Below are 20,231 nucleotides of genomic sequence, written 5' to 3'. Positions count from 1 at the left end.
CACCGGCAACAGGAACACCCCGGCATGGAAGCACCCAATCCCTTCACTGATGGCATGCCGCTACCGTGGGCATGGCAGGAAGCGTTGGCCGATGCGCGCATCGAGCGGCAGTCGATCGGCGTGTCGCGCGCGGATGTAGCCCGTGTGCAACGGCCGGGGCAGGCCGATGCCTTCGTGAAGTCGGAAGTGATCGACGCCTTCAGTGAGCTCGGTGATGAGATCGCGCGCCTGCGCTGGCTGCAGGAACAGGGACAACCGGCACCAACGGTAATTGCCACCGCCGAAGAAGCGGGCCGGCGCTGGTTGCTGATGAGCGCGCTGCCCGGCCGCGACCTGGCTTCGTCGCCGGAACTCGCGCCGCAGCAGCTGGTGGAACTGCTGGCCGACGCGCTGCGCGGGCTGCATGCGTTGCCGCTGGCAGCCTGCCCGTTTGACCAGCGACTGCACTTGCGACTGCAAGCCGCGCAGGCACGGGTCGAGGCGGGGTTGGTGGATGCCGATGACTTCGATGACGAACGCCTGGGCCAGAGTCCGCAGCAGGTCTTCGCTGAACTGTGCAGCACCCGGCCCGATCATGAAGACCTGGTGGTCAGCCATGGCGATGCCTGCCTGCCGAACCTGATGGTGGTCGAGGGGCGTTTCAGCGGTTTCATCGACTGTGGGCGACTGGGTGTTGCCGACCGCTACCAGGACCTGGCGCTGGCCGCGCGCAGCCTGGTCCACAACTTCGGCGACACGCGTTGGGTGGCGCCGTTGTTCCAGCGCTACGGCGCGGTGGCCGACGAGCGCCGGCTCGCGTTCTACCGGCTGCTCGACGAGTTCTTCTGAGCCCGCGCGTGGCTGGCGATGGCCGCGCAGATCAGGCCACCCACCACGCTCAGGTGCTCCAGCGCGAAGAACAGGGCCAGCTGCTGTTCCGCGCCGTGCTTGGTCCAGAAGGTATGCACGACGACGATGGTCAGCAGCATGAACACTGCCAGCACGCCGCTGCCCAGCCAGAGCAGGCGATCAAGCAGCAGGCACAGTGCGCCGCCCAGCAGCACCACCGCGCTGGCGAGGTTGAACAGCACAGGCGGCTGCAGCCCGGCGGCCTGCATTTCGGCCACGCTGTTGTCCCACGCCAGCAGCTTGGCCAGGCCCGAGGACAGGAACACCACGGCCAGCAGCAGCCGGGCGAGGAACCACAGCACGCGGCTGTCGAGCAGGGTGGCGATCATCCGTGGCATGCAGGAACTCCGGGTTGAGCGTTGGGCGGGCCGGGCAGCATCGGGCCTCAACAGCGGTTGAGGTCAAGGCTGGCTGAACGAAGCCCGATGGTGGTCGGGTTGTCGCCTTTTAATTGGACGAACGTTCGTTCACTATTCGCGCCATGAGCCGAGCCGACCGCAACGAGCAACGCATCGCGCAGATCCTGCAGGCCGCCCTGCAGTGCTTCCTCGCGAAGGGATTCCACCAGACCAGCATGCGTGACATCGCGCAGGCGGCCGGTGTCAGCCTGGGCAATCTCTACAACCACTTCCCGGGCAAGGAAGCGATCATCCTTGCCGTGGCGGTGGCTGAGAGCGAAGAGCTGGCACCGTTGCTGCAGCGACTGGCCGCGTCCGAAGGCGAGCGCGCACAGGTGCTGGCTTTCCTTCGGGACTTCCACGCACTGTGCCGGCAGCCGGAATGGGCGACGCTCGCCGTCGAAGTGCTGGCCGAGAGCGCACGCAATCCGGCCGTAGCCGAGGCATTTGCGGCCAATCGCAGGCAGTTGCAGGCGGTCCTGGCCGAAGCCCTGCAGCAGGTGGCACAGCGCGAACGCCGGCGTCCCGTGCTGGCCCCGGCAGTGCAGGCGCAGGTGCTGCTGGATGCCATTGAAAGCGATGCACTGCGTCGGGGGCTGGGCGAAGCCGGTGGCGGCGATGAGGCTTCGCTGGATCTTGGCCTGCTCGCGCTGCTGCTCGGGGCGCGCGCATGAGTGCCGTTGACCGGCGATTGCACGGCCTTGATCTGGCGCGCTACCTGGCCTTGGCCGGCATGGTGCTGGTCAACTTCCGCCTGGCGATGGCCGTGCCGGCAGAGGGCGCCGGATGGTTGGCAGGCTTCTTCCACTTTCTGGAAGGCAAGGCTTCGGCGACGTTCGTTACGCTGGCTGGCTTGGGCCTGGTGTTGGCCACGCAGCGGCAAGGGGGGTGGCCGGCCAGCGTGCAGACCTGGAGGCGCGCGCTGTTCCTGATGGTGCTGGGCCTGCTCAACCTGACCCTGTTCCCGGCCGACATCCTGCACTACTACGCGGTGTATTTCGCGCTGGCGGTGCTTTGGCTGCGTGCCTCGCCGCGCGTGCTGCTGGCCAGCATCGTGGCCATTGCCGCCTGTTCGTTCTGGGCGCTGCTGCACTGGAACTACAGCGAAGGCTGGAACTGGCAGACGCTGGAATATGCCGGCCTGTGGCAATGGCCGGGCGCGGCCCGCAACCTGCTGTTCAATGGCTTCCACCCGTTGATGCCGTGGCTGTGCTTCTTCCTGCTGGGGATGCTGCTGGCACGGCTTCAGTTGTCGCAGCCGCGGGTACAGCATGCATTGCTGGTGCTGGGGCTGCTGTTGATCGGGGCTGGACATGGCGTGCAGCAGCTTGCGCAGGGAACGCCCTGGCAGGTGTGGCTGGGAACGCAGCCGATGCCGCCGGGACCGGCTTATGTGCTTACGGGTGCGGGTGCGGCCTGCAGTGTCATCGCCGCCTGCCTGTGGCTGGCGCGTGTGCGACCGGGTGACTGGTTGGAGCCGTTCACAGCGGCCGGACGCATGACCCTGACCCTGTATGTGGGCCACATCCTGCTGGGCATGGGCACGCTGGAAAGCCTGGGCCTGCTCGATGGCAGCGCGTCGCTCGCATCGGTGCTGCTGTGGGCGCTGCTGTTCCTGATGCTGGCGACGGGCGCGGCCTGGCTATGGTCGTGGCAGTTCGCACGCGGCCCGCTGGAGACGGTGATGCGGCGCATCGCAGGCTAGTTCCCTGGTCGTGCTGAAGCGATGTTGTGACGGACATGTCTGTGCCGCGGCGAACGCATCTGCGATAGTGTTGGCAGGTAACACTTTCCGCTTGCATCCATGTCATTCGCTTCGGCGCAGCATCTCGGCGAAGTCCTGCAACAATCCTATGGCATCACCCCCACCGCCGTGGTGCCACGCCCGGTGGGCGCCGACGCCAATGCCAGCGTGTATCGCGTCGATGCGCGGCACGGGCAGTGGTGGTTGAAATGCCGTACCTACCAGGTCGCCCCAGCGGTGTGGGACAGCCTGCATTGGATGCGCGGCACGCTGGGTATCGATGAGATCGTCGCGCCGTGGCCGGCGTTGACCGGTGGTGCGTCTGTGCAGCGCTGGGGATTGCAGTTCACCCTGTTCCCGTATGTGGAAGGTCAGTCCGGGTTCGAGGCGGCGTTGAGCCGCACGCAGTGGAAACGGCTGGGGGAGGTGCTGCGGCGCCTGCATGGCGCGCAGTTGCCAGCGGAACTGCAGCAGGCACTGCCGATCGTACGGCTGGAAACCGCGGCGCTGGAGACCGTCGGGCAATGGTTGGCCGGCGAGGGCCTGGCGGCCGCGAAGGACGGGCTGGGTCGCGCATTCGTTTCGGTATGGGACCAGCAGCATGCGCGCATCGCGGCGCTGCATGCGCAGGCACGGGAGCTGCTCGCGGCGTTGCAGGACGCGCCGGTAGACCTGCATCTGTGCCACACCGATCTGCATGCTGGCAACCTGCTGATGGGCAATGACGGGGGCCTGCACTTGATCGATTGGGATGGTCTGTCGCTGGCCCCGCGCGAGCGTGACCTGATGTTCATCGGTGCCGCTGTTGGCGGGCGCTGGGGTCGCGAGAATCCACTGGGGTTCGAGGAGGGCTACGGCAGCGACCGCGGTGACCCACGCTGGATCGCCTGGTACCGGCACTGGCGCATTCTGCAGGACCTGATCGAGTTCCAGCAGGTGCTGCTGGGCAGTGACGGAGAGGACCGATCGCCGCAGCTGCGCCGGCAGTCGCTGCACTACCTGGGGGAGCAGTTCGCACCGGGCAATGTGTTCGATGCGGCGGAGCGGGTATATCGCGCGCTGGATCAGGTTCCAGGCCGTTGCCAGGATCTCCCCAGATAGAGTCGACTATCGCGCGCAGCGCGGTTTCTGCCCGCTCCGAACGAAAAGCAGTCGACCAACAGTCGACTCTACCCATGGCCTGTCCATGCACGACCCATGGCCTGTCCATGCACGACCCGTGGCTTGCCCGTGCAGGCCCCATGGCTTCTCCATGCAGATGGTTTTCATTCGGTGGGCTTGGCTGCTGCCGAGGCCGCCGCGCTTGCGGCGTGGCGCGACAACACGGCTTCGCGGTGGGCGATGTAGGCGTTGGCGGCGAGGATGATGCCGGCACCGATGAGCGTCCAGCGATCCACGCTTTCGTTGAACAGCAGCCAGCCGAGCAGCGTTACCAGCGGCAGCTGCAGGAAGCTGATCGGGGTCAGCGCCGAGACTTCACCGAGGCGCAACGCCCGCGTCCACAGCAGCTGACCGACGGTGCCCAGCACGCCGGTGGCCAGCAGCCACAGCCACGCCATGCCGGAGGGCCAGACCCAGACGAACAGTGCCGGGACCAGCGACAGCGGCACCCAGAACACGTAGGTGTAGAGCACCACGGTGTCAGCGCTGTCGACACGGGTCAGCTGCTTGATCTGGATCGCCACCAATGAGCTGAGCACGGCGGCTGCCACCGCTACCAGGCTGCCCGCGGTGAAGCCGGCGGTACCGGGGCGCACGATCACCAGCACACCGATGAATCCAACCACCACCGCGGCCCAGCGGCGTATACGCACGGTCTCGCCCAGCCACAGCACGGCGGCGATGGTGACGAACAACGGCGTGGAGTACGAGAGGGAAACCGCCTGCGCCAGTGGCAGATGGCCCAGTGCCCAGAACGCGCACAGCATCGAACCCAGGCCAATCGCACTGCGCACGAAATAACGCGGCAGCTGCTGCGTTTTCAGTGGTGCATGGCCGGGGCGCAGCAGCATCGGCAGCAACGCGAGCAGGCCAAAGGCATTGCGAAAGAACGCCACTTCCTGGGTTGGTACGTACCGGGTGGCGTAGCGGATGGCGACGGCCATCAGGCCGAATGCCATCGTGCTGCCGAGCATCAGCAGCGCCGCCCGCATCGGGGTGGCGCTGGGGGAGAGGGCGGGGGTGTTCACCACTGTGCGCCGAGCAGGCGGGGCTCCGGTTCGATCGGCACGCCGAACTTCTCCAGCACTGAAGCGGAGATGCGTCGCGCCAGCGCCAGCAGTTCAGCACCGCTGGCATTGCCATGGTTGACCAGTACCAGCGCGTGGCTGGGGGCCACGCCGGCATCGCCTTCGCGGAAGCCCTTCCAGCCGCAGGACTCGATCATCCATGCCGCCGAGACCTTGCGCTTGTCGTCCTGCTCGGCCGGGAACACGGGCAGGTCGGGGAAGTGCTGCAGCAGCACATCGATCTGTTCCAGCGGCAGCACCGGGTTCTTGAAGAAACTGCCGGCGTTGCCCAGCACATCCGGGTCGGGCAGCTTGCGGCGGCGGATCGCGATCACCGCATTGGCCACGTCCACGGCACTGGGCAGCTCCACGCCCTGTGCCTGCAGTTCCTCGCGGATGCCGGCATAGTCCATGCGCAGGTCGTGCAGCAGCGGCAACTTCAGCTCGATGGCGGTGATCAGGTAGCGATCGGGCTGCTGCTTGAACACGCTGTCGCGGTAGGCGAAGCCACACTGTTCGTTGTCCAGCCGCACCCACGCCTGCTCCTGGCAGTCCCAGGCTTCAACGGCCTGGATGAACTCGCCGACCTGCGCGCCATAGGCACCGATGTTCTGGATCGGCGCGGCACCGGCTGTTCCGGGAATCAACGCCAGGTTCTCCAGGCCGGACAGGCCTTCCTGCAGCGACCACATCACCAGGCCATGCCAGGACACGCCAGCGCCGGCGCGGATCACCGCATGGTCGGCGCGGTGCTCCAGGAAGCTGATGTCCCGGTTGCCGAACACCAGCACGGTGCCAGGCAGGTCTTCGGCGATCAGTACGTTGCTGCCGCTGCCCAGCACCAGCAGCGGGCCGCTGGCCACCTCGGGCAGTGCCAGCACCTCCGGCAGCAGCGCGGCATCGTGCAGTTCCAGCAGCTGTGCGGCGCTGGCCTGCACGTGGAAGGTGTTCAGTGCCTGCAGCGGCGCATTGCGGGTGAGCGTCCAGCGCAGCGGGGCGTTGCCGTCGATGGTGTCCATGGGCGCGCTCACAGGGGGGCCACCGCGCCGCGGCTGGGCGCTTCGCGGCGGCGACGGATCGCTTCCACGCATTCAGAAACCAACGCCGGTCCACGGAAGATCAGGCCGCTGTAGCACTGCACCAGCGCGGCACCGGCCGCCATCTTGGCCACCGCGTCGGCACCGGACAGGATGCCGCCGACGCCGACCAGCGGGACCGATTCGGGCAGGCGCGAACGCAGGCGGCGCAGTACCAGCGTGGACTGCTCCAGCACCGGCGCGCCGGACAGGCCGCCGGCTTCGTTGGCCTGCGGATCGCCGGCCACCTTGCTGTGGTCGATGGTGGTATTGGTGGCGATCACGCCGTCCACCTGCAGTTCGCCCAATACGCGGGCGGCGGCATCGATGTCGCGCTCGCTCAGGTCCGGCGCCACCTTCACCAGCATCGGGACCCGGCGGCCATGCTGCGCGGCCAGTGCTTCCTGGCGGTCGCGCAACTGGCTGACCAGCTGGCGCAGCGCGGTTTCCTCCTGCAGTTCACGCAGGCCGGCAGTGTTGGGCGAGGAGATGTTGACGGTGATGTAGTCGGCCAGCGGATACACCTTGTCCAGGCAGGCAATGTAATCGTCCACCGCCTGTTCGTTGGGGGTGTCCTTGTTTTTGCCGATGTTGATGCCGAGCAGGCCGCGACGGTTGCGCGCGCGTTCGACGTTGCGCACCAGCGCGTCCACGCCCGCATTGTTGAAGCCCATGCGGTTGATGATCGCATTGTGCGCCGGCAGCCGGAACAGGCGCGGCTGCGGGTTGCCGGCCTGCGGACGCGGGGTGATGGTGCCGATTTCGACGAAGCCGAAACCCAGCGCGAACAATGCATCGATGTGCTCGCCATTCTTGTCCAGGCCGGCGGCCAGGCCGACCGGATTGGGGAAGGTCAGCCCGAACACGGTGCTCGGCATCGGCGCGATGCGTGCGGCCAGCAGCGGCGTGGTGCCGGTGCGATAGGCCAGGTCCAGTGCGGACAGGCCGAGGCCGTGGGCGCGCTCGGCGTCGAGCGAGAACAGGAAGGGGCGGGCAAGCGAATACATGCGTCGGTTCAGTCCAGCGTGCCGAGGAAGGCTCGGGTTCGATATTCAAAAGCGACCTGGCCGTCGACCGCGTGGGCGGCGAACAGGTCCTGCAAGGCGTCGATCATCGGCGCGTGGCGAGGATGACCGGATTGGGGTGCGTAGGAGGAGGACAGCAGGCGCCCGCGCAGGGCATCGAAGTCCAGATGCTGTACGTTCGGCAGCTCTACCATGCCGCGCAGGCCGGGGCCGAACCAGGCCTGCATGGTGGCATCGTCCTGGTAGCGCTCGGCCACGGCGGTGTAGTCGGTGCCGTAGTCCAGCAGCAGCTGTTCGTAGCCGATCAGGAACGGGCTGGCATCGAGCAGACGCGAATTCCAGTAGATCAGTGCCAGGCCACCTGGACGCAGGATGCGCTGCCACTCGGCGCGCACCGCCACGGTGTCGAACCAGTGGAAGGCCTGCGCCACGCTGACCAGATCGACGCTGGCATCGTCCAGGCCGGTGGCCTCGGCGCGACCATCGACGGCGGAGAAACGCGGGTACTGGGGTGCCAGCCAGTGTTCGGCGGCGGCACGCATGGCGGCATTCGGCTCGACCGCCACCAGTGGATGATCGCTGGCCAGAAACTGACGGCTGGAGATGCCGGTTCCCGCGCCGATGTCGGCCACCAGCGCCTGGTGGCTGACGCCCATCGGGCCGTGCAGCCAGTCCAGCAGCGCGGGCGGGTAATCGGGCCGGTAGCGGACGTAGGCGGCGACGCGGCTGCTGAAGCGTTCAGTGCTGTCGGAGGTGGTCATGGCGTCAGTTCGACACCGCGGCCAGCCACGCCAGGCCACCGAAGAACAGGATGAAGACCAGGATGGCGGCAAGCACGGCGCCGACCATCACCCAGCCCAGCACAAGGCCGGTGACGGCCAGGCCATCGCCTTCCAGTTCATGCGGGCGGCGGCGGATCTCGGCGCGGGCCATGTGGCCGGTGATGATGGCCACGATGCTGGCCACGAAGGGCAGGACGGTCCAGCTGGCGATGCCCATGACCAGGCTGACCACGGCCAGGGCGCTTGTCTGTCGGGGTGCCACGCTCATCGGGGTCCTCCTTGGCAGTGTGCACATGATAGTGCCTCTGCCCAAGCAATCCCATGCCCGGCGGATGCGATGGCAGGCGTGGACCCTGGTGGGCGAACGAGGTGCTAGCCCTGGTAGGCGCCGACCTTGGTCGACAAAGGGTATTTCAGCAGGGCAGGCGTCGACCTTGGTCGACGAAAGGCATGCCAACCAAGGTTGGCAGCTACCGGAGTGCCGGTATCAGCCCATCAACACCTGGCCGCCATCCACGTTGAGCACGCTGCCGGTGACCCAGCGCGCCAGCGGCGAGCACAGGAACAGGGCGGCGTCGGCAATTTCGCGCGGATGGCCGAAGCGGCCGAACGGGATCTTCGCCAGGGTGCCGTGGTACAGCGCCGGATCTTCGGTGCGACGGCGATCCCACAGGCCGTCATCGAATTCAATCGAACCGGGGGCGATGGCGTTGACCCGGATCCGGTCCTTGGCCAGCGCCAATGCCTGCGACGTGGTGTAGTGCGACAGCGCGGCCTTTGCGGCGGCGTAGGGCGCGCCACCGGGGCGTGGCTGCTGTGCGGCAATCGAGGACAGGTTGAGGATGCAGGCATCGCTGGATGCGCGCAGCCACGGCAGTGCCAGGCGCGAGGCCCGTACCGCCGCCATCAGGTCGATCTGCAGGCTGGCGGCCCAGCCATCCTCGTCGTCGGCCATGCCGTAGCCGGTAGCGTTGTTGATCAGCACATCGATGCCGCCGAGTGCACCGGTTGCGGCCTGCAGCCAGACCTGGATCTGGCCGGCATCGGCCAGATCGGCGGAGACGGTATGCAGCGGGGTGCCCTGTGCCTGCGCATCGGCGCGCAGGGCATCCAGTCCGGCCTGGCCGCGGGCGCAGACCGAGACCTGCGCACCGGCGCCGGCGAATGCCAGCGCCATTTCACGACCGATGCCCTTGCTGCCGCCAGCGATCAGCACGCGGCGACCGGTGAAATCGAGGGTCGGAGCCCCATTGGGGATCCGGCCCTGGGCAGGGGGCAGATCCCCGGAGGGGCTCTGACCCGCAGCCATGGCAGAAACGTCTGCCATCACAGATCGAACTTGATGCCCTGGGCCAGCGGCAGCGAGTCCGAATAGTTGATGGTGTTGGTCTGGCGGCGCATGTAGACCTTCCACGCATCCGAACCGGACTCGCGGCCACCGCCGGTGTCCTTTTCGCCACCGAAGGCGCCACCGATCTCCGCACCGGACGTGCCGATGTTGATGTTGGCGATGCCGCAGTCGCTGCCAGCGGCCGACAGGAACTTCTCGGCAGTCTTCAGGTTCTGGGTGAAGATCGAGGACGACAGGCCCTGCGGCACGCCATTCTGCATGTCGATGGCTTCATCGAGGGTGTCGTACGGCATCACGTACAGGATCGGCGCGAAGGTCTCGTGCTGGACCACGGCATCGCTGTTCTTCAGGCCGGAGACAATCGCCGGCAGCACGAAGTTGCCGGCGCGGTCGATGCGGGTGCCGCCGGTTTCGATGGTGCCGCCGGCAGCCTTGGCCTGGGCGATGGCATCGAGGAACTGCTGCACGGCGCCGTCGCTGTTCAGCGGGCCCATCAGGTTGGCCGCATCGGTCGGGTCGCCGATCTTGCCTTCGACCTGCTTGTAGGCCTTGACCAGAGTGGCCAGCACGTCGGCGTAGATCGAGCGGTGCACGATCAGGCGGCGGGTGGTGGTGCAGCGCTGGCCGGCGGTGCCGACAGCGCCGAACACGATGCCCGGCACGGCCAGCTTCAGGTCGGCGGTTTCGTCCAGGATGATGGCGTTGTTGCCACCCAGTTCCAGCAGACAGCGGCCGAGGCGGCGCGCGACCTTCTCGTTGACGGTGCGGCCGACCTGGGTCGAGCCGGTGAAGCTGATCAGCGGCACGCGGCGGTCATCGACCATCTTTTCCGACAGCGCGGTGCCGGCATCGTTGATCAGGAAGAAGATGTCCGGGAAGCCGGCTTCGCGCAGGGCGTCGTTGCAGATCTTCAGCGAGGCGATGGCGGTCAGCGGCGTCTTGTTGGACGGCTTCCAGATGCACACATCGCCACAGATGGCGGCCAGGAACGAGTTCCAGCTCCACACCGCGACCGGGAAGTTGAAGGCGGAGATGATGCCGACCAGGCCCAGCGGGTGGTACTGCTCGTACATGCGGTGGCCGGGGCGCTCGGAATGCATGGTGTAGCCGTACAGCATGCGGCTCTGGCCCACGGCGAAATCGGCGATGTCGATCATCTCCTGCACTTCGCCGTCGCCTTCCGGCTTGCTCTTGCCCATTTCCAAGGCGACCAGCGAGCCAAGCGCATCCTTGTGCTTGCGCAGCGCTTCACCGCACAGGCGCACGGCTTCACCGCGGCGCGGGGCCGGCGTGGTGCGCCAGACCTTGAAGGCTTCCTGGGCGCGGGCGACGACGGTCTCGTACTCGGCCTCGGTGGTCGCGCGGACCTGCGCGATCGGCTCGCCGGTGGTCGGGTTGACCGGGGTGATCAGCTCACCGCTGGTCGCGCTCGACCACTCCCCGTTGCCCAGGTACGTGCCAGCGTTGATCGCGTCCAGGCCAAGGGACTTGAGCAGCTCGGAAGACATGCAGACTCCTGTGTTTCGTTACGTTGTTTGGTGCCATCGCGGGCAGGTGGGGGGCGCGATGAACTGAATCGCCGATGGTAGCAGAGCGGCCTGTCCGGCCATGGTGCAACGCGCCAGCGCCGCCGTGTGGAGCACGAATGCTTGGAGCGCAGGGTGTGTTGCCTGTAAACTTCCCGGCTGCATGGCCCCGTAGCTCAGCTGGATAGAGCGTCCCCCTCCTAAGGGGAAGGTCGCCCGTTCGAATCGGGCCGGGGTCACCACAATCAATAACTTAGGCGGACTCAGTGGTGAGCATTTCCCACTGTTTCCCGCATATCCACAGGATTTGGTCCCAGTAGTCCCAGCGCTCCTGCTCAGTACCTGAGCTTCGCCACCGCGCCATCGTCGCCCTCAGGCGTCAGATGGGCGTAGAACTTCTCGGTCGTGGCGTAATCGGCATGGCCGGCCAGAATCTGCACCCTTCGCAATGGCACTCCGGCCATGACCGCAGCTGGGCGCGCGCTGCGCTCGGGACGGTTGAGCCGGCGCCATGCGGCGATGGGCTTGTCTGGGTCGGCATGCTTGCTGGTCGACCTGCAGGCGCACTCGACTCGGTGGCCACCGCCGGCGGAGGCGCACGGCGCAGTTCGGCAACCCCCTCCGGGTGGCTGATATGTTCCTGGGTCATGGCTTGGTGCACTCCTCCATGTGGTCATGGAGCTTTTCCAGGAGGTAGGCCGCTTGCGCGGCGTCAATGGTGCCGCCAAGGTCGATGACGGAGGCAACTGGAAGTATGCGGAGATGGTGATCAATGCCGAGGCTCCGATGGTTGCATTCATCAGCGACCTTTACCCATTCTTCCCGCAGTTTCAGGAGATCGGCGCAAACCAGTTCAGGCTGACGCTGTGGACGAACACGCCCGCGCGTCTGCAGGGCTGGGCCTACGTGTTCGATCGCCCCGCCAACGAGGATGCGCAGTATCTGGCATTGTGGGATGCGAACGGCCGTCTGACTTATGCGCTGGGCGCAAAGCCCATGCGGATCATCGGTGTGGGCGGCGTCTTTCCCAATGGTGGTATGGGAGAGGGCAGGTTCCCTGACTTCACCGGCAAGACGGTCGCCGGGGTGATCTGCGCCCCTGCCACCAGCACTTTCCAGAACAGTTTCACCGTGATGGGAATCGGGGACGGGCAGGGCGTCAGTGGGAAACACGGCCTGTTCGGTAACGCCATCACCATTCCGAAGATCGGAACAGGCGGCTCGCCAAATCAGGCCGTGGTCGGGATCGTGATGGCCGTGGATGTGAAGAACTACTGACCGGTTGCAACGTGCCGAGATGCCGCTGGGGTTCGATTGAAGCGCGCCTATGCGACCTGCTGCAGCAGTCGCCGTTGTTCCGCGGCGTGTTCACCGCGCGGCTGACCCGGTAGGCCTGCAGTCGGTGGCCCGCTGTCCTTTGCTAGGAGGCTGTCAGCTGATTCAACGCGCTGAGTAGGAATGCGTCTTGTCCGTTTCCTGCAGCGAACGAGAGTCCCACCGGAAGATGATCTACGGACAGAAGAGGCGCTGAGACCTCAGGTAGCCTGGCGACACCCGAGAATGCTGTAATAGCCATGGTTCTATCGTAAAAATCCAGTACTGAGTCCAGAGTTGTCAGGCTGTTCTTCAGTGGTGCGGCAAAGGGTGTTGTCGGGAAGCAGATGAGCGTACCCGGCCTGAAGAAGGTGTTTATCTTGCGGTGCAGTAACTCCCTGAGCTCCCAGCTTTGGGCAAGAGACGTCCGATCAAAGCTCACTACATTCGCATAGGCCTGTGAAAAGCCGTATCCCATCTGCGGCTTGTGGTGGTCAATCCAAGTGCCGAGCGTGCTTTGAACTTCGGCTGTTTGGATATTACGTAGCGCGCGAAGGTTGCATGCTTCGAGTGGAAGGTCTTCATTGGTGATGTCACTGAAGCGAAGAACCTCAAGGCTGACGCCAGACGCGCGAGACAGTGTCTCCAGAGTGGCATATCCAGTAGCTCGCACATCTTCGTCAGCAATGTCCATTGCGTCTTCAAGCACGACAAGTCGTTGAACTGCTTGTTGGGGTTCAACGTGGGCAGGGGATATCGCCTGCATTGCCTTGATCAGCACATCAAGCCCGCTGGCGATGACCCCGACTGTACTGACGCTCGGCATGAAGGGGAGAACTCCTGCTTCGGACACTCGGTGAAGGGATGGCCGTATTCCCCATACACCACAGAAGCTTGCAGGAACCCGTATCGAGCCGCCTGAATCGGTGCCTAGCGAGAAATCGCAGGAGCCAGTCGCAACGGACGCGGCTGATCCGCTTGAAGAGCCGCCCGGAATTCGGTCCGGAGCTTTAGGGTTTAGCGGGGTTCCAAAGAACTGGTTCTGCCCCTCCAGGCTGTAGGTGAACTCATCTGCGACAACTTTGCCCACATATCGAGCACCGGCGGCGAGAGCTAGGTCCACACAGACTGCGTTGTGCAACGCAGCGGGGTGTTCACTTAGCCAATCTGGTGAGCCGTATGAGGAAACCAGGCCGGCTACGTCGATGTTGTCCTTCACAGAGAACGTCACGCCGCTAAGCATGCCCGCTAGAGTGGTTCTGATATCACCTTTGGAAAGAAAGGCGTTTGTATGTTCGCCAGATTCCATTTCTTGCTTCAACTTCATATGCAAATCGTGTAAGTGCGATGTCGGCCGTTGCCGCTTTGATTCGCTGGCCAGCTCCTGCTTTTTTTAGCCTAGACTGCCTCGCATGCCTTCTTGCACGGTTGCATCGATTAGACCTTGGAACATCTCCTGTTGACCGGTCGGAAGTACAGTCTGCAGCGTGGCGCGGCGCTTGTCGGCGTTGAACAGGGATTCGACTGCCCAGCCAACCAGGTACAGTGCTGCGAGGCAGCCTCCGGCCGTAGCAACCCGTCCATGGCAAACCAGGGGGCTGTCAATCGGCTCGACCCCCAGGGCTTCCAGGCTTCCGCGAGCGTCTGGGTGCGTCGTCGCACGTCGGGTTGGCAGCAGTCCAAGGCTCTCGAGAACGAAAGCTCCCGCGCAGATTGAACCGATGTACTGCTTGGACGGATCCAGCTTAAGGGAAGGCAAGAAGTTGGGGTCGCTAAGGGCGTCTGGAATGCCCTGCTTTCCGCTTGCAATCAATACCACGTCCGCTCGATTTGCTTCGCAAAGGGGGCCGTGAACCGTGATGAACAGACCATTGGAGGACCGAACTCTAGGGCTTGCGGCTAAGATTCGCACATTCCAGTCGTCTGTGTTCCTGCCCAAAATGTCCCACATTAAAAAAAGGTCGATATCGGTGAAGTTATCGAAAGTGATCAGCGCTATGGTCTTCAAAATTGCTTCCTGAAATTACTAATTGTCTTTTCGCCTTCGCCTTCGCCTTCGCCTTCGCCTTCGCCTTCAGCTTGAGCGAGGGGTCAGCTGCAGCCGCATAACGACTTCTTCGAATTCATCTTGCTCGACGACTTCGAACCCGAATCGTTTGAAGAATCTTTGCATTACGTCATGGCCGGGGACATGGCATACCGAGATGCTGGTGTACTCGTCAAGCTCAGCAATCTCTTCGATAGCAAGGGCAATTGCTATGGTGCCCATCCCTTCGCCTTGCCGCCCGATATCGATCATGAGCTGATCGATGAAAATTTCATTTGGATGGCCGTTCTCATGGTTCGGATAGTACTGAAGGAATCCGACCGGGCATTCATCCAAATAGATTGCTCGATTGACGTAGTGCTCAAAGAACTTTGAAGCGGCCAGTGCTTCTGAATTGAGCGCCACATACTGTTCTTGGTCTTTGGAGATCTCCAAATTGATGATATCGACCCAGTTGCTCTTTGTTACCTGCCTCAAACTAATGTTCATACTCACTAAGCACATTCCGCAGACTTCGGTCGTCCAACTTTGACTCCGGCTCGTCAAGTCGTATTGAACGAAATTGCTCGCGGCTGGAGGTAGCGGCGCGCACGGCCGACGCACGTGTCTGCGGTGCCTGCGGCCAGCAGGACCCTCACTACGCTGCCACAAGGGGTCATCGCGCTGGGCTCTTTCCGAACTGCTCAGCCACGCGACCAGCGCGTTCGCAGGATCTGCGACGCCCGGCCGTATGCTTCCGGCCATGCTTCCCTCGCACCGCTACCAAGGTTTCCGCACCGCCCCGATTCCCTTTGGCTGGGTCCAGACGGGTGAGCGCTGGGCGCTCTGATACAACGGCCGCGGGACGGCCGGCGTCGAACCCGATGGCGGCCTTGGGGTGCGCCTCTGGTTGGAGAGCTGCAAGTTCTGGGAAGTGAAGGAAATCCGCGCCGCCAATGTCAGGCAGGCGAAGCGCTACGCCGCGCGTTGGTGCGCCGCCAGACTGTATCCCGAGCTGCCTCTGCGTGAGGCCGTTGCCCGGCTGACCGACAGCACGCCGATCCAGGTGCCCCCGCCACTGCCCAGCCTGCCGCCGACCCGCGAGCAACGGCAACAGGCCTGGCGCCTGGCGGAGGCCGGGACAGTGGAGGTGGCGCGAATCAAGGAAGCGCTGGAGCCACGCCGACCGCAGAAGGAGACCAAGCCAAGGGCGAGAGATCCCATGAAGGCGTGGGTCGGGGCAGGTAGAGAGCAGCTGTTCCGAGATCGAATCTGATGCCCCGTTCAGGGGAGGCGGTCGACGTTGCTTGCCCGTCAGACTTGCCCTTTCACCAGAGAGAGCAACGATGAGCGCCAGCAATGGCAAGACCGCCAGCTTCGACACCATGGAAGCCCAGATGAGGCGCACCTACGAGAACGCGCAAGTGCCGCTGGCAGAGTTGGGTGGGTCGCTGGCTGACGTGGTCGAGGAAACGTTGTTCGTTATCGACGTTCCGGCCGCGTTCGCGGCCAGCGGCAAGGTCCGGCCGGCCGTGTATGGTCAGCCGGTGCCGCAGGTTGCCAGTAACCTGATTGGGGTCCCGGCGCTGGCCTTCCCAGAGCAGCTGATCGAGATTGCCTTCCGGGCAAAAGTCCAGAGCTGAAGACAGGAGCGGATGGGGGCGTACGCGCCTCATCCGCCACGTCCGCGCCGGAGGCCGCGAGGGTGACCTGTCGATTCAGGCGAGAGAGCACTGGCGCTGTAGGGCGCAGCCCTCATGACGAAATGTGAGCCCCACCGCCATCACGACGGCAGGGCTCAGTCCTCAGAAGGGTGCTACTGAAAGAACAAGCCCCACTGCGCAGGCAATCCAAGACAGAGTAAGCAGGAACAGCGTCCGTGGCTTATTGGTGAACCATTCGGCATTCCGCACCCTCGCTCTATAGGAAACGATGAGCGCGATGAAGACGAGGGATGGAATGATGTACGGCCAGACAAGAGCGCCCTTGGCACCCCTTCCGATCGACAGTCCGGCCAGCATCCATACTGCAGAGCTCATCGTCAGGATCAAAAATGCCCGGATAAGAATGCCGTTTCCGTGGATCGGTCGCTCTGATCCACGTTCTATGGGGTTAGGGAGTTCACTTGGCATTGTGCACCTGAGGGAGTGTAGGAACAGCCGATTCGGAAACCAACATATACCGGTGGAGAGTTTGCGCCGATCCAACGGACACCCAGGTTGTCGAGGTGTCTTATCATCTCACCACCCGGGCCTGCCGCAAGTGGGCCCGTCGGATAAATGTACGTTTGGGAAGCTTGATCGGGGCTCGCAATATCCTTCTGCCCGTCAGGAATCACATTGCCTGCTGCGTCTCGCCCGGATCCGCGGATGTATCTGTACCCGTGATCTTGATAGGTGTATTGCACGAGAATGTAGCGTTCAACGCATTTCAGTTCCTTCCTGGAGTTGTAGATTGCGTGCAAGATAAGCGCAGCATGAACGTGCTGGTGTTTCACCTTATGCTCGCGAGCCTAGCGCGAGCTTTTGCCGATTTTGGCGGAAGAGCTCTTTGATCACGTAGCACGGGTGCTTGGGAAAGGTGAACATTCGCCAGTCCTGCCTCTCGGGCTCCCTGATGGGCAGTGATCACCAGCGTCTTATCCCACGGCAGTGGTCACAATGGCCAGTCAAGTGCGCAGAAGGGCCCAGACTGTCGAGCCTGTCATATTTGCCCGTATACCTGCGGGGTAGACTCGGTTGGCACGCATGAGGCGTGCACTACGCCAATACCGAGGACGATAGTCATGTTGAAGGGATTGAAACCTCTCACCGCTGCCGCCGTGTGCCTGCTCGGCCTGTCCGCCTTTGCCCAGAGCGCTGCTGCGGCACAATGGGTAGACAGCGGCCGCACCGCGTACGTAAAGACCAGTTTCTTCGGCAGTTTCGCCTACCACACCTGCGACTCCAGCGGTGCGCAGATCCAGGGGTACCCGGGTAGCTGCGGCAGCGATGCCGGCAGTGGCTGGACGTCCAACTACACGGCCTCCAGTGACCTTGCCAACAGTCAGCTCATGGCCTGCAACCACAATCCGTTCCAGCTCGGCTCGGCCTGCTACGGCCTGGCGTATGCGATCAATGGCCAAGCGTACGCTGGCGGGCTGCCTGCCGCCTGCAATCTCGGCGCGCGCGCGGTGGTCACCGCGTCCAGCATGGAAACCGTCGAGATCCAATACGAAGAGCTCGACGTGGACACCATCGAGTCGGCACGCGAGTACGTCTGCCGGTAAAGCGCCGACAGGTCGCCGCCGTCGAGTGCGGCGGCTTCCTGCATGGGACATCCGTCTCACGCACTGTTACCGCAGCCCAGTTCGCGCAAGCACGTCCGCTGCAAGCGCCTGATCATCAGCCTCCAACCCAGGCAGCGGCCGCGGCAGGTTGACGGGACCACACAGGCTTCCATATGCCCGCACAGTTGCAACCGGTTCAACCTCGGCATTATCCGCGTATCGCTGGCTGGCTCGATTCGGTTGCAGCGACGCAACGCTGGGCTGGCCCGGGCGTTGCGTTTCCTCTGCTGCCTGAGGCATTCGCACAGGCTCTTGAACTGGCCGAGCGCCCGGGTTGGGTGCTGTTGGACGGGGAGGGTGCGTGCATGGGGTTCGGCCAGTACTGGTTGACCGCGCCCGGCACTGCCCACCTGGGCCGCATCATTGTCTCGCCGCAGGCGCGTGGGCGCGGCCTGGGCCGGGTGCTGATGCAGTTGTTGTATGCCGAGGCCCTGCGGTCGCCGGATGTGCAGCGCCTGAGCCTGCGTGTCTATCGTGACAACGTCGCGGCGGTCGCGCTCTACCGCGATTTCGGCTTCCAGCCGGTGGAAGATGCCTCGACGCCGGAATTGTTGTTCATGCAGCGCAGCGAGGGCTGAGCCGTGATCACGTGGGCAGCGGTACGGTCTGCTGCGCCTGCCATTCCCTGGCGGTGATGCGGCTGATGTGTTCGGTGCGGTAGTCGGCGAGGAAGCGGTTGAACTGGTTGACCTCGGCGTGGTGATGGCGGAAACCGCATTTGGACTGCGCGCTCATCGATTGCAGGTTGTCGGCGAAGTAGCCGCACCACAACGCATCCAGCTGCAGATCCAGGAAGGCATGCCGCATCACCTCACGTACGGCTTCGGGTACCAGGCCACGCCCCCAGTACGGTACGCCGATCCAGTAGGCGATCTCTCCCTCGCGCTCGCCCAAGCTGAAGTTGCTGTCTGCACCGATCAGGATGCCGACGCAACCGATGGCACGCCCGTTCTCGCGGCTCTGCAGGGCGTAGACCTCCGGTCGGTTGAACACGGTGCGGATGATGTCGGCACTCTCCTCTACGCTGGCATGCGGTGGCCAACCGGCGATGGGCCCCACGCGCGGGTCGCGGGCGTACTCGTACAGATCGGCGGCGTCACTGTCGCGCCAGGGGCGCAGGATCAAGCGTTGGGTGGCCAGGTGCATGGCGGGTCCGTCGGTGGAAAGAGAGTGCACAGGCTAGGTTTCGACGGGCGGGGAGCACAGGGCGGGACCTTGATGGTTTCGGTACTTTTCACAACTTCTTCGTTCGGGCGGATATGCTCTGCCGCGATATCCCAGTGGATCGGCCCATGGATCGCATTCCCCAGCTTCTGGAACAGGACGAATCCATGCGCTTGGAAGTCAGTACGCTGGCTGAAGGCTTGGGTGTTCCGCTGTCGTTCGGGCACGCCTATCTGACGGTGCTGGTGTGCGTGTCCGGGCGTGCGCGGTTCGCACTGAACTTCCGCGAAGTGGCGGTGCAGCGGCACGACGTACTGGTGCTGGCGGAGGATACGCTGACGCTGCTGCGGCAGCGTTCGCGCGGCTTCCTTGCGGTGGCCTGCCTGGTGCCGAAAGCGCTGGCCTCGGAGGTGGCCTATGTGCTGCCCAATGCACTGTTCAAGTTCCTGCACGAGCACCCTCATTGTGTACCGTCACCGCTGGAGGTGCCGCTGCTGCAGGGTTGGCTGCAGCAGTTGATGGATGCCCAGCACAACGGTGGCCGCCATCGGCACGTGATGCTGCGCAACCTGCTGCAGACGTTTTTCCTGAAGTTCGCCACACTGCTCCCGGCATACTACGAGGCGGCGCCGCAGGTCGGCCGACGCGAGCGCCTGGCCTGGAGCTTCTGGGAACTGGTCGGCCAGCGCAGCACGCGCCAACGCGACGTGCAGTCCTACGCCGAGGCGCTGTGCATTACCCCGTTCTATCTCTCGCAGGTGACCCGGGAATGCTTCGGCGAAACGCCGAAGGCGTTGATCGACCGCCAGGTGGTGCTGGAGATCAAGGCGCTGCTGAGCTACAGCGAACTGCCGATCGGTCGCATCGCCGAACGCCTGTGTTTCGAGGACGCGTCCTACCTGTGCCGCTATTTCCGGCGGCACACCGGCCAATCGCTGACCGGCTACCGCCGGGCGGGGCAGGGCGGTATCAGTGCGATACGAACAAGGGCGCCGGTACTTCGGCGAGCAGATCCTCGGTGACCCCGCCGAGCACGCGTTCGACCACGCGACTGCGACTGTAGGGCCCCAGCACCAGCAGATCGGCTTCGGCATCAAGTACATGCTGGCGAATGGTGGCAGCTACGCCCCCTTGGCTGGAGCTGATCGCCTGTATCTCAACTTCAACGCCGTGCCGCGCCAGATGCTGGGCCATTTCAGCGCCGGGTGCCGCTTCAGCCTTGGGCGTGTCGACCATCAGCAGGGTTCTACCCCGAAATCACGGACGGTTGTAAAAGGGCTGAGAACTTCTGGTCTTGCCTGGCGACCCTTCGTCGCATCCTCGGGTTGTGGAACCGCTCGATGTATTCGAACACATCCGCCCTCGCGGCATCGAGCGTTGG

At 64.2% G+C, this 20,231-nt stretch carries 23 protein-coding genes, 1 tRNA gene and 2 pseudogenes; 11 read left to right on the top strand and 15 right to left on the bottom strand.

Going from position 1 to position 20,231, the window contains the following annotated elements:
* The first annotated feature begins 24 nt into the window (after positions 1-24).
* Positions 25-828, top strand: coding sequence for an APH(3')-II family aminoglycoside O-phosphotransferase (locus tag AC5P99_RS20605; protein ID WP_108270053.1), 804 nt, complete (start codon positions 25-27; stop codon positions 826-828).
* Here AC5P99_RS20605 and AC5P99_RS20600 read toward each other — a convergent pair.
* Complete coding sequence (locus tag AC5P99_RS20600; RefSeq protein WP_108270052.1) at positions 801-1,226, bottom strand: DoxX family protein; 426 nt, start codon at positions 1,224-1,226, stop codon at positions 801-803. The genes AC5P99_RS20605 and AC5P99_RS20600 overlap by 28 nt on opposite strands.
* 143 nt (positions 1,227-1,369) lie before the next feature.
* On the opposite strand from AC5P99_RS20600, the gene AC5P99_RS20595 reads away from it, so the two are divergent.
* The 3 genes from AC5P99_RS20595 (at position 1,370) to AC5P99_RS20585 (ending at position 4,131) form a co-directional block, all read left to right on the top strand.
* On the top strand, positions 1,370-1,960 hold the full coding sequence (locus tag AC5P99_RS20595) for a TetR/AcrR family transcriptional regulator (RefSeq protein WP_108270051.1): 591 nt from the start codon (positions 1,370-1,372) through the stop codon (positions 1,958-1,960).
* On the top strand, positions 1,957-2,991 hold the full coding sequence (locus AC5P99_RS20590; RefSeq protein ID WP_108270050.1) for a DUF418 domain-containing protein: 1,035 nt from the start codon (positions 1,957-1,959) through the stop codon (positions 2,989-2,991). Before AC5P99_RS20595 ends, AC5P99_RS20590 begins: the two co-directional genes overlap by 4 nt.
* Positions 2,992-3,090: 99 nt before the next feature.
* Positions 3,091-4,131, top strand: coding sequence for an aminoglycoside phosphotransferase family protein (locus tag AC5P99_RS20585; protein WP_108270049.1), 1,041 nt, complete (start codon positions 3,091-3,093; stop codon positions 4,129-4,131).
* Between the two features lie 164 nt (positions 4,132-4,295).
* Here AC5P99_RS20585 and AC5P99_RS20580 read toward each other — a convergent pair whose 3' ends face one another.
* The 7 genes from AC5P99_RS20580 to amaB form a co-directional block, all read right to left on the bottom strand.
* The gene (locus tag AC5P99_RS20580; RefSeq protein ID WP_262091515.1) at positions 4,296-5,183 is read right to left on the bottom strand and encodes a DMT family transporter; all 888 of its coding nucleotides are present in this window, start codon (positions 5,181-5,183) and stop codon (positions 4,296-4,298) included.
* Between the two features lie 32 nt (positions 5,184-5,215).
* Positions 5,216-6,277 carry a UDP-N-acetylmuramate dehydrogenase gene (murB, locus tag AC5P99_RS20575; protein WP_262091438.1) on the bottom strand — a complete coding sequence of 354 codons (1,062 nt, stop codon included), beginning with the start codon at positions 6,275-6,277 and terminating at the stop codon, positions 5,216-5,218.
* 8 nt (positions 6,278-6,285) lie between these two features.
* A complete protein-coding gene (locus AC5P99_RS20570; protein ID WP_279936428.1) occupies positions 6,286-7,341 on the bottom strand; it encodes a quinone-dependent dihydroorotate dehydrogenase in 1,056 nt (351 codons plus the stop codon).
* 8 nt (positions 7,342-7,349) lie between these two features.
* Positions 7,350-8,120 carry a class I SAM-dependent methyltransferase gene (locus tag AC5P99_RS20565; protein WP_164255506.1) on the bottom strand — a complete coding sequence of 257 codons (771 nt, stop codon included), beginning with the start codon at positions 8,118-8,120 and terminating at the stop codon, positions 7,350-7,352.
* A 4-nt stretch (positions 8,121-8,124) separates the two neighbouring features.
* Positions 8,125-8,409, bottom strand: a complete 285-nt coding sequence (locus AC5P99_RS20560) for a DUF4190 domain-containing protein (RefSeq protein WP_005413144.1) — start codon at positions 8,407-8,409, stop codon at positions 8,125-8,127.
* A 219-nt stretch (positions 8,410-8,628) separates the two neighbouring features.
* A complete protein-coding gene (locus AC5P99_RS20555) occupies positions 8,629-9,468 on the bottom strand; it encodes an SDR family NAD(P)-dependent oxidoreductase (RefSeq protein ID WP_164222134.1) in 840 nt (279 codons plus the stop codon).
* On the bottom strand, positions 9,468-11,000 hold the full coding sequence (amaB, locus tag AC5P99_RS20550) for an L-piperidine-6-carboxylate dehydrogenase (protein WP_005413146.1): 1,533 nt from the start codon (positions 10,998-11,000) through the stop codon (positions 9,468-9,470). Before amaB ends, AC5P99_RS20555 begins: the two co-directional genes overlap by 1 nt.
* A 183-nt stretch (positions 11,001-11,183) precedes the next feature.
* Between amaB and AC5P99_RS20545 the strand changes: the two genes are divergently transcribed.
* A tRNA-Arg gene (locus AC5P99_RS20545) sits at positions 11,184-11,260 on the top strand.
* Between the two features lie 93 nt (positions 11,261-11,353).
* Here AC5P99_RS20545 and AC5P99_RS20540 read toward each other — a convergent pair.
* Positions 11,354-11,667 (bottom strand): annotated as a pseudogene (locus AC5P99_RS20540) (hypothetical protein).
* Between the two features lie 53 nt (positions 11,668-11,720).
* On the opposite strand from AC5P99_RS20540, the gene AC5P99_RS20535 reads away from it, so the two are divergent.
* On the top strand, positions 11,721-12,296 hold the full coding sequence (locus tag AC5P99_RS20535) for a hypothetical protein (RefSeq protein WP_237827220.1): 576 nt from the start codon (positions 11,721-11,723) through the stop codon (positions 12,294-12,296).
* Between the two features lie 142 nt (positions 12,297-12,438).
* Here AC5P99_RS20535 and AC5P99_RS20530 read toward each other — a convergent pair whose 3' ends face one another.
* The 3 genes from AC5P99_RS20530 to AC5P99_RS20520 form a co-directional block, all read right to left on the bottom strand.
* Positions 12,439-13,659, bottom strand: a complete 1,221-nt coding sequence (locus AC5P99_RS20530) for an amidase family protein (protein WP_197592046.1) — start codon at positions 13,657-13,659, stop codon at positions 12,439-12,441.
* Positions 13,660-13,725: 66 nt separating this feature from the next.
* A complete protein-coding gene (locus tag AC5P99_RS20525; protein ID WP_088436191.1) occupies positions 13,726-14,340 on the bottom strand; it encodes a DJ-1/PfpI family protein in 615 nt (204 codons plus the stop codon).
* Between the two features lie 66 nt (positions 14,341-14,406).
* A complete protein-coding gene (locus AC5P99_RS20520; protein ID WP_187757390.1) occupies positions 14,407-14,868 on the bottom strand; it encodes a GNAT family N-acetyltransferase in 462 nt (153 codons plus the stop codon).
* 424 nt (positions 14,869-15,292) lie between these two features.
* On the opposite strand from AC5P99_RS20520, the gene AC5P99_RS20515 reads away from it, so the two are divergent.
* The 4 genes from AC5P99_RS20515 to AC5P99_RS20500 all read left to right on the top strand — a co-directional run bounded on the left by AC5P99_RS20515 (position 15,293) and on the right by AC5P99_RS20500 (position 18,264).
* On the top strand, positions 15,293-15,634 hold the full coding sequence (locus AC5P99_RS20515; protein ID WP_197592050.1) for a hypothetical protein: 342 nt from the start codon (positions 15,293-15,295) through the stop codon (positions 15,632-15,634).
* 70 nt (positions 15,635-15,704) lie between these two features.
* Positions 15,705-16,001 carry a Rid family hydrolase gene (locus AC5P99_RS20510; RefSeq protein ID WP_234411807.1) on the top strand — a complete coding sequence of 99 codons (297 nt, stop codon included), beginning with the start codon at positions 15,705-15,707 and terminating at the stop codon, positions 15,999-16,001.
* 1,142 nt (positions 16,002-17,143) lie between these two features.
* Positions 17,144-17,626, top strand: coding sequence for a hypothetical protein (locus AC5P99_RS20505; protein ID WP_005409399.1), 483 nt, complete (start codon positions 17,144-17,146; stop codon positions 17,624-17,626).
* A 173-nt stretch (positions 17,627-17,799) separates the two neighbouring features.
* Positions 17,800-18,264, top strand: a complete 465-nt coding sequence (locus tag AC5P99_RS20500) for a GNAT family N-acetyltransferase (protein ID WP_495213509.1) — start codon at positions 17,800-17,802, stop codon at positions 18,262-18,264.
* A 7-nt stretch (positions 18,265-18,271) separates the two neighbouring features.
* Here the strand turns inward: AC5P99_RS20500 and AC5P99_RS20495 are convergent, their stop codons facing one another.
* Positions 18,272-18,832 (bottom strand): GNAT family N-acetyltransferase, encoded by a 561-nt coding sequence (locus tag AC5P99_RS20495; RefSeq protein ID WP_329769098.1) that lies wholly within the window; start codon positions 18,830-18,832, stop codon positions 18,272-18,274.
* A gap of 146 nt (positions 18,833-18,978) precedes the next feature.
* Between AC5P99_RS20495 and AC5P99_RS20490 the strand changes: the two genes are divergently transcribed.
* Positions 18,979-19,872 (top strand): AraC family transcriptional regulator, encoded by an 894-nt coding sequence (locus tag AC5P99_RS20490; RefSeq protein ID WP_099561525.1) that lies wholly within the window; start codon positions 18,979-18,981, stop codon positions 19,870-19,872.
* On the opposite strand, the gene AC5P99_RS20485 is transcribed toward AC5P99_RS20490, so the two are convergent.
* Positions 19,820-20,086, bottom strand: coding sequence for a universal stress protein (locus tag AC5P99_RS20485; RefSeq protein ID WP_495213508.1), 267 nt, complete (start codon positions 20,084-20,086; stop codon positions 19,820-19,822). The genes AC5P99_RS20490 and AC5P99_RS20485 overlap by 53 nt on opposite strands.
* Positions 20,087-20,096: 10 nt before the next feature.
* Positions 20,097-20,231, bottom strand: a pseudogene (locus tag AC5P99_RS20480) (IS3 family transposase); the annotation flags it as partial.

The sequence above is a fragment of the Stenotrophomonas sp. YJH_SMC_80 genome, assembly GCF_059372495.1.
This window is presented reverse-complemented; position numbering and strand designations above follow the sequence as displayed.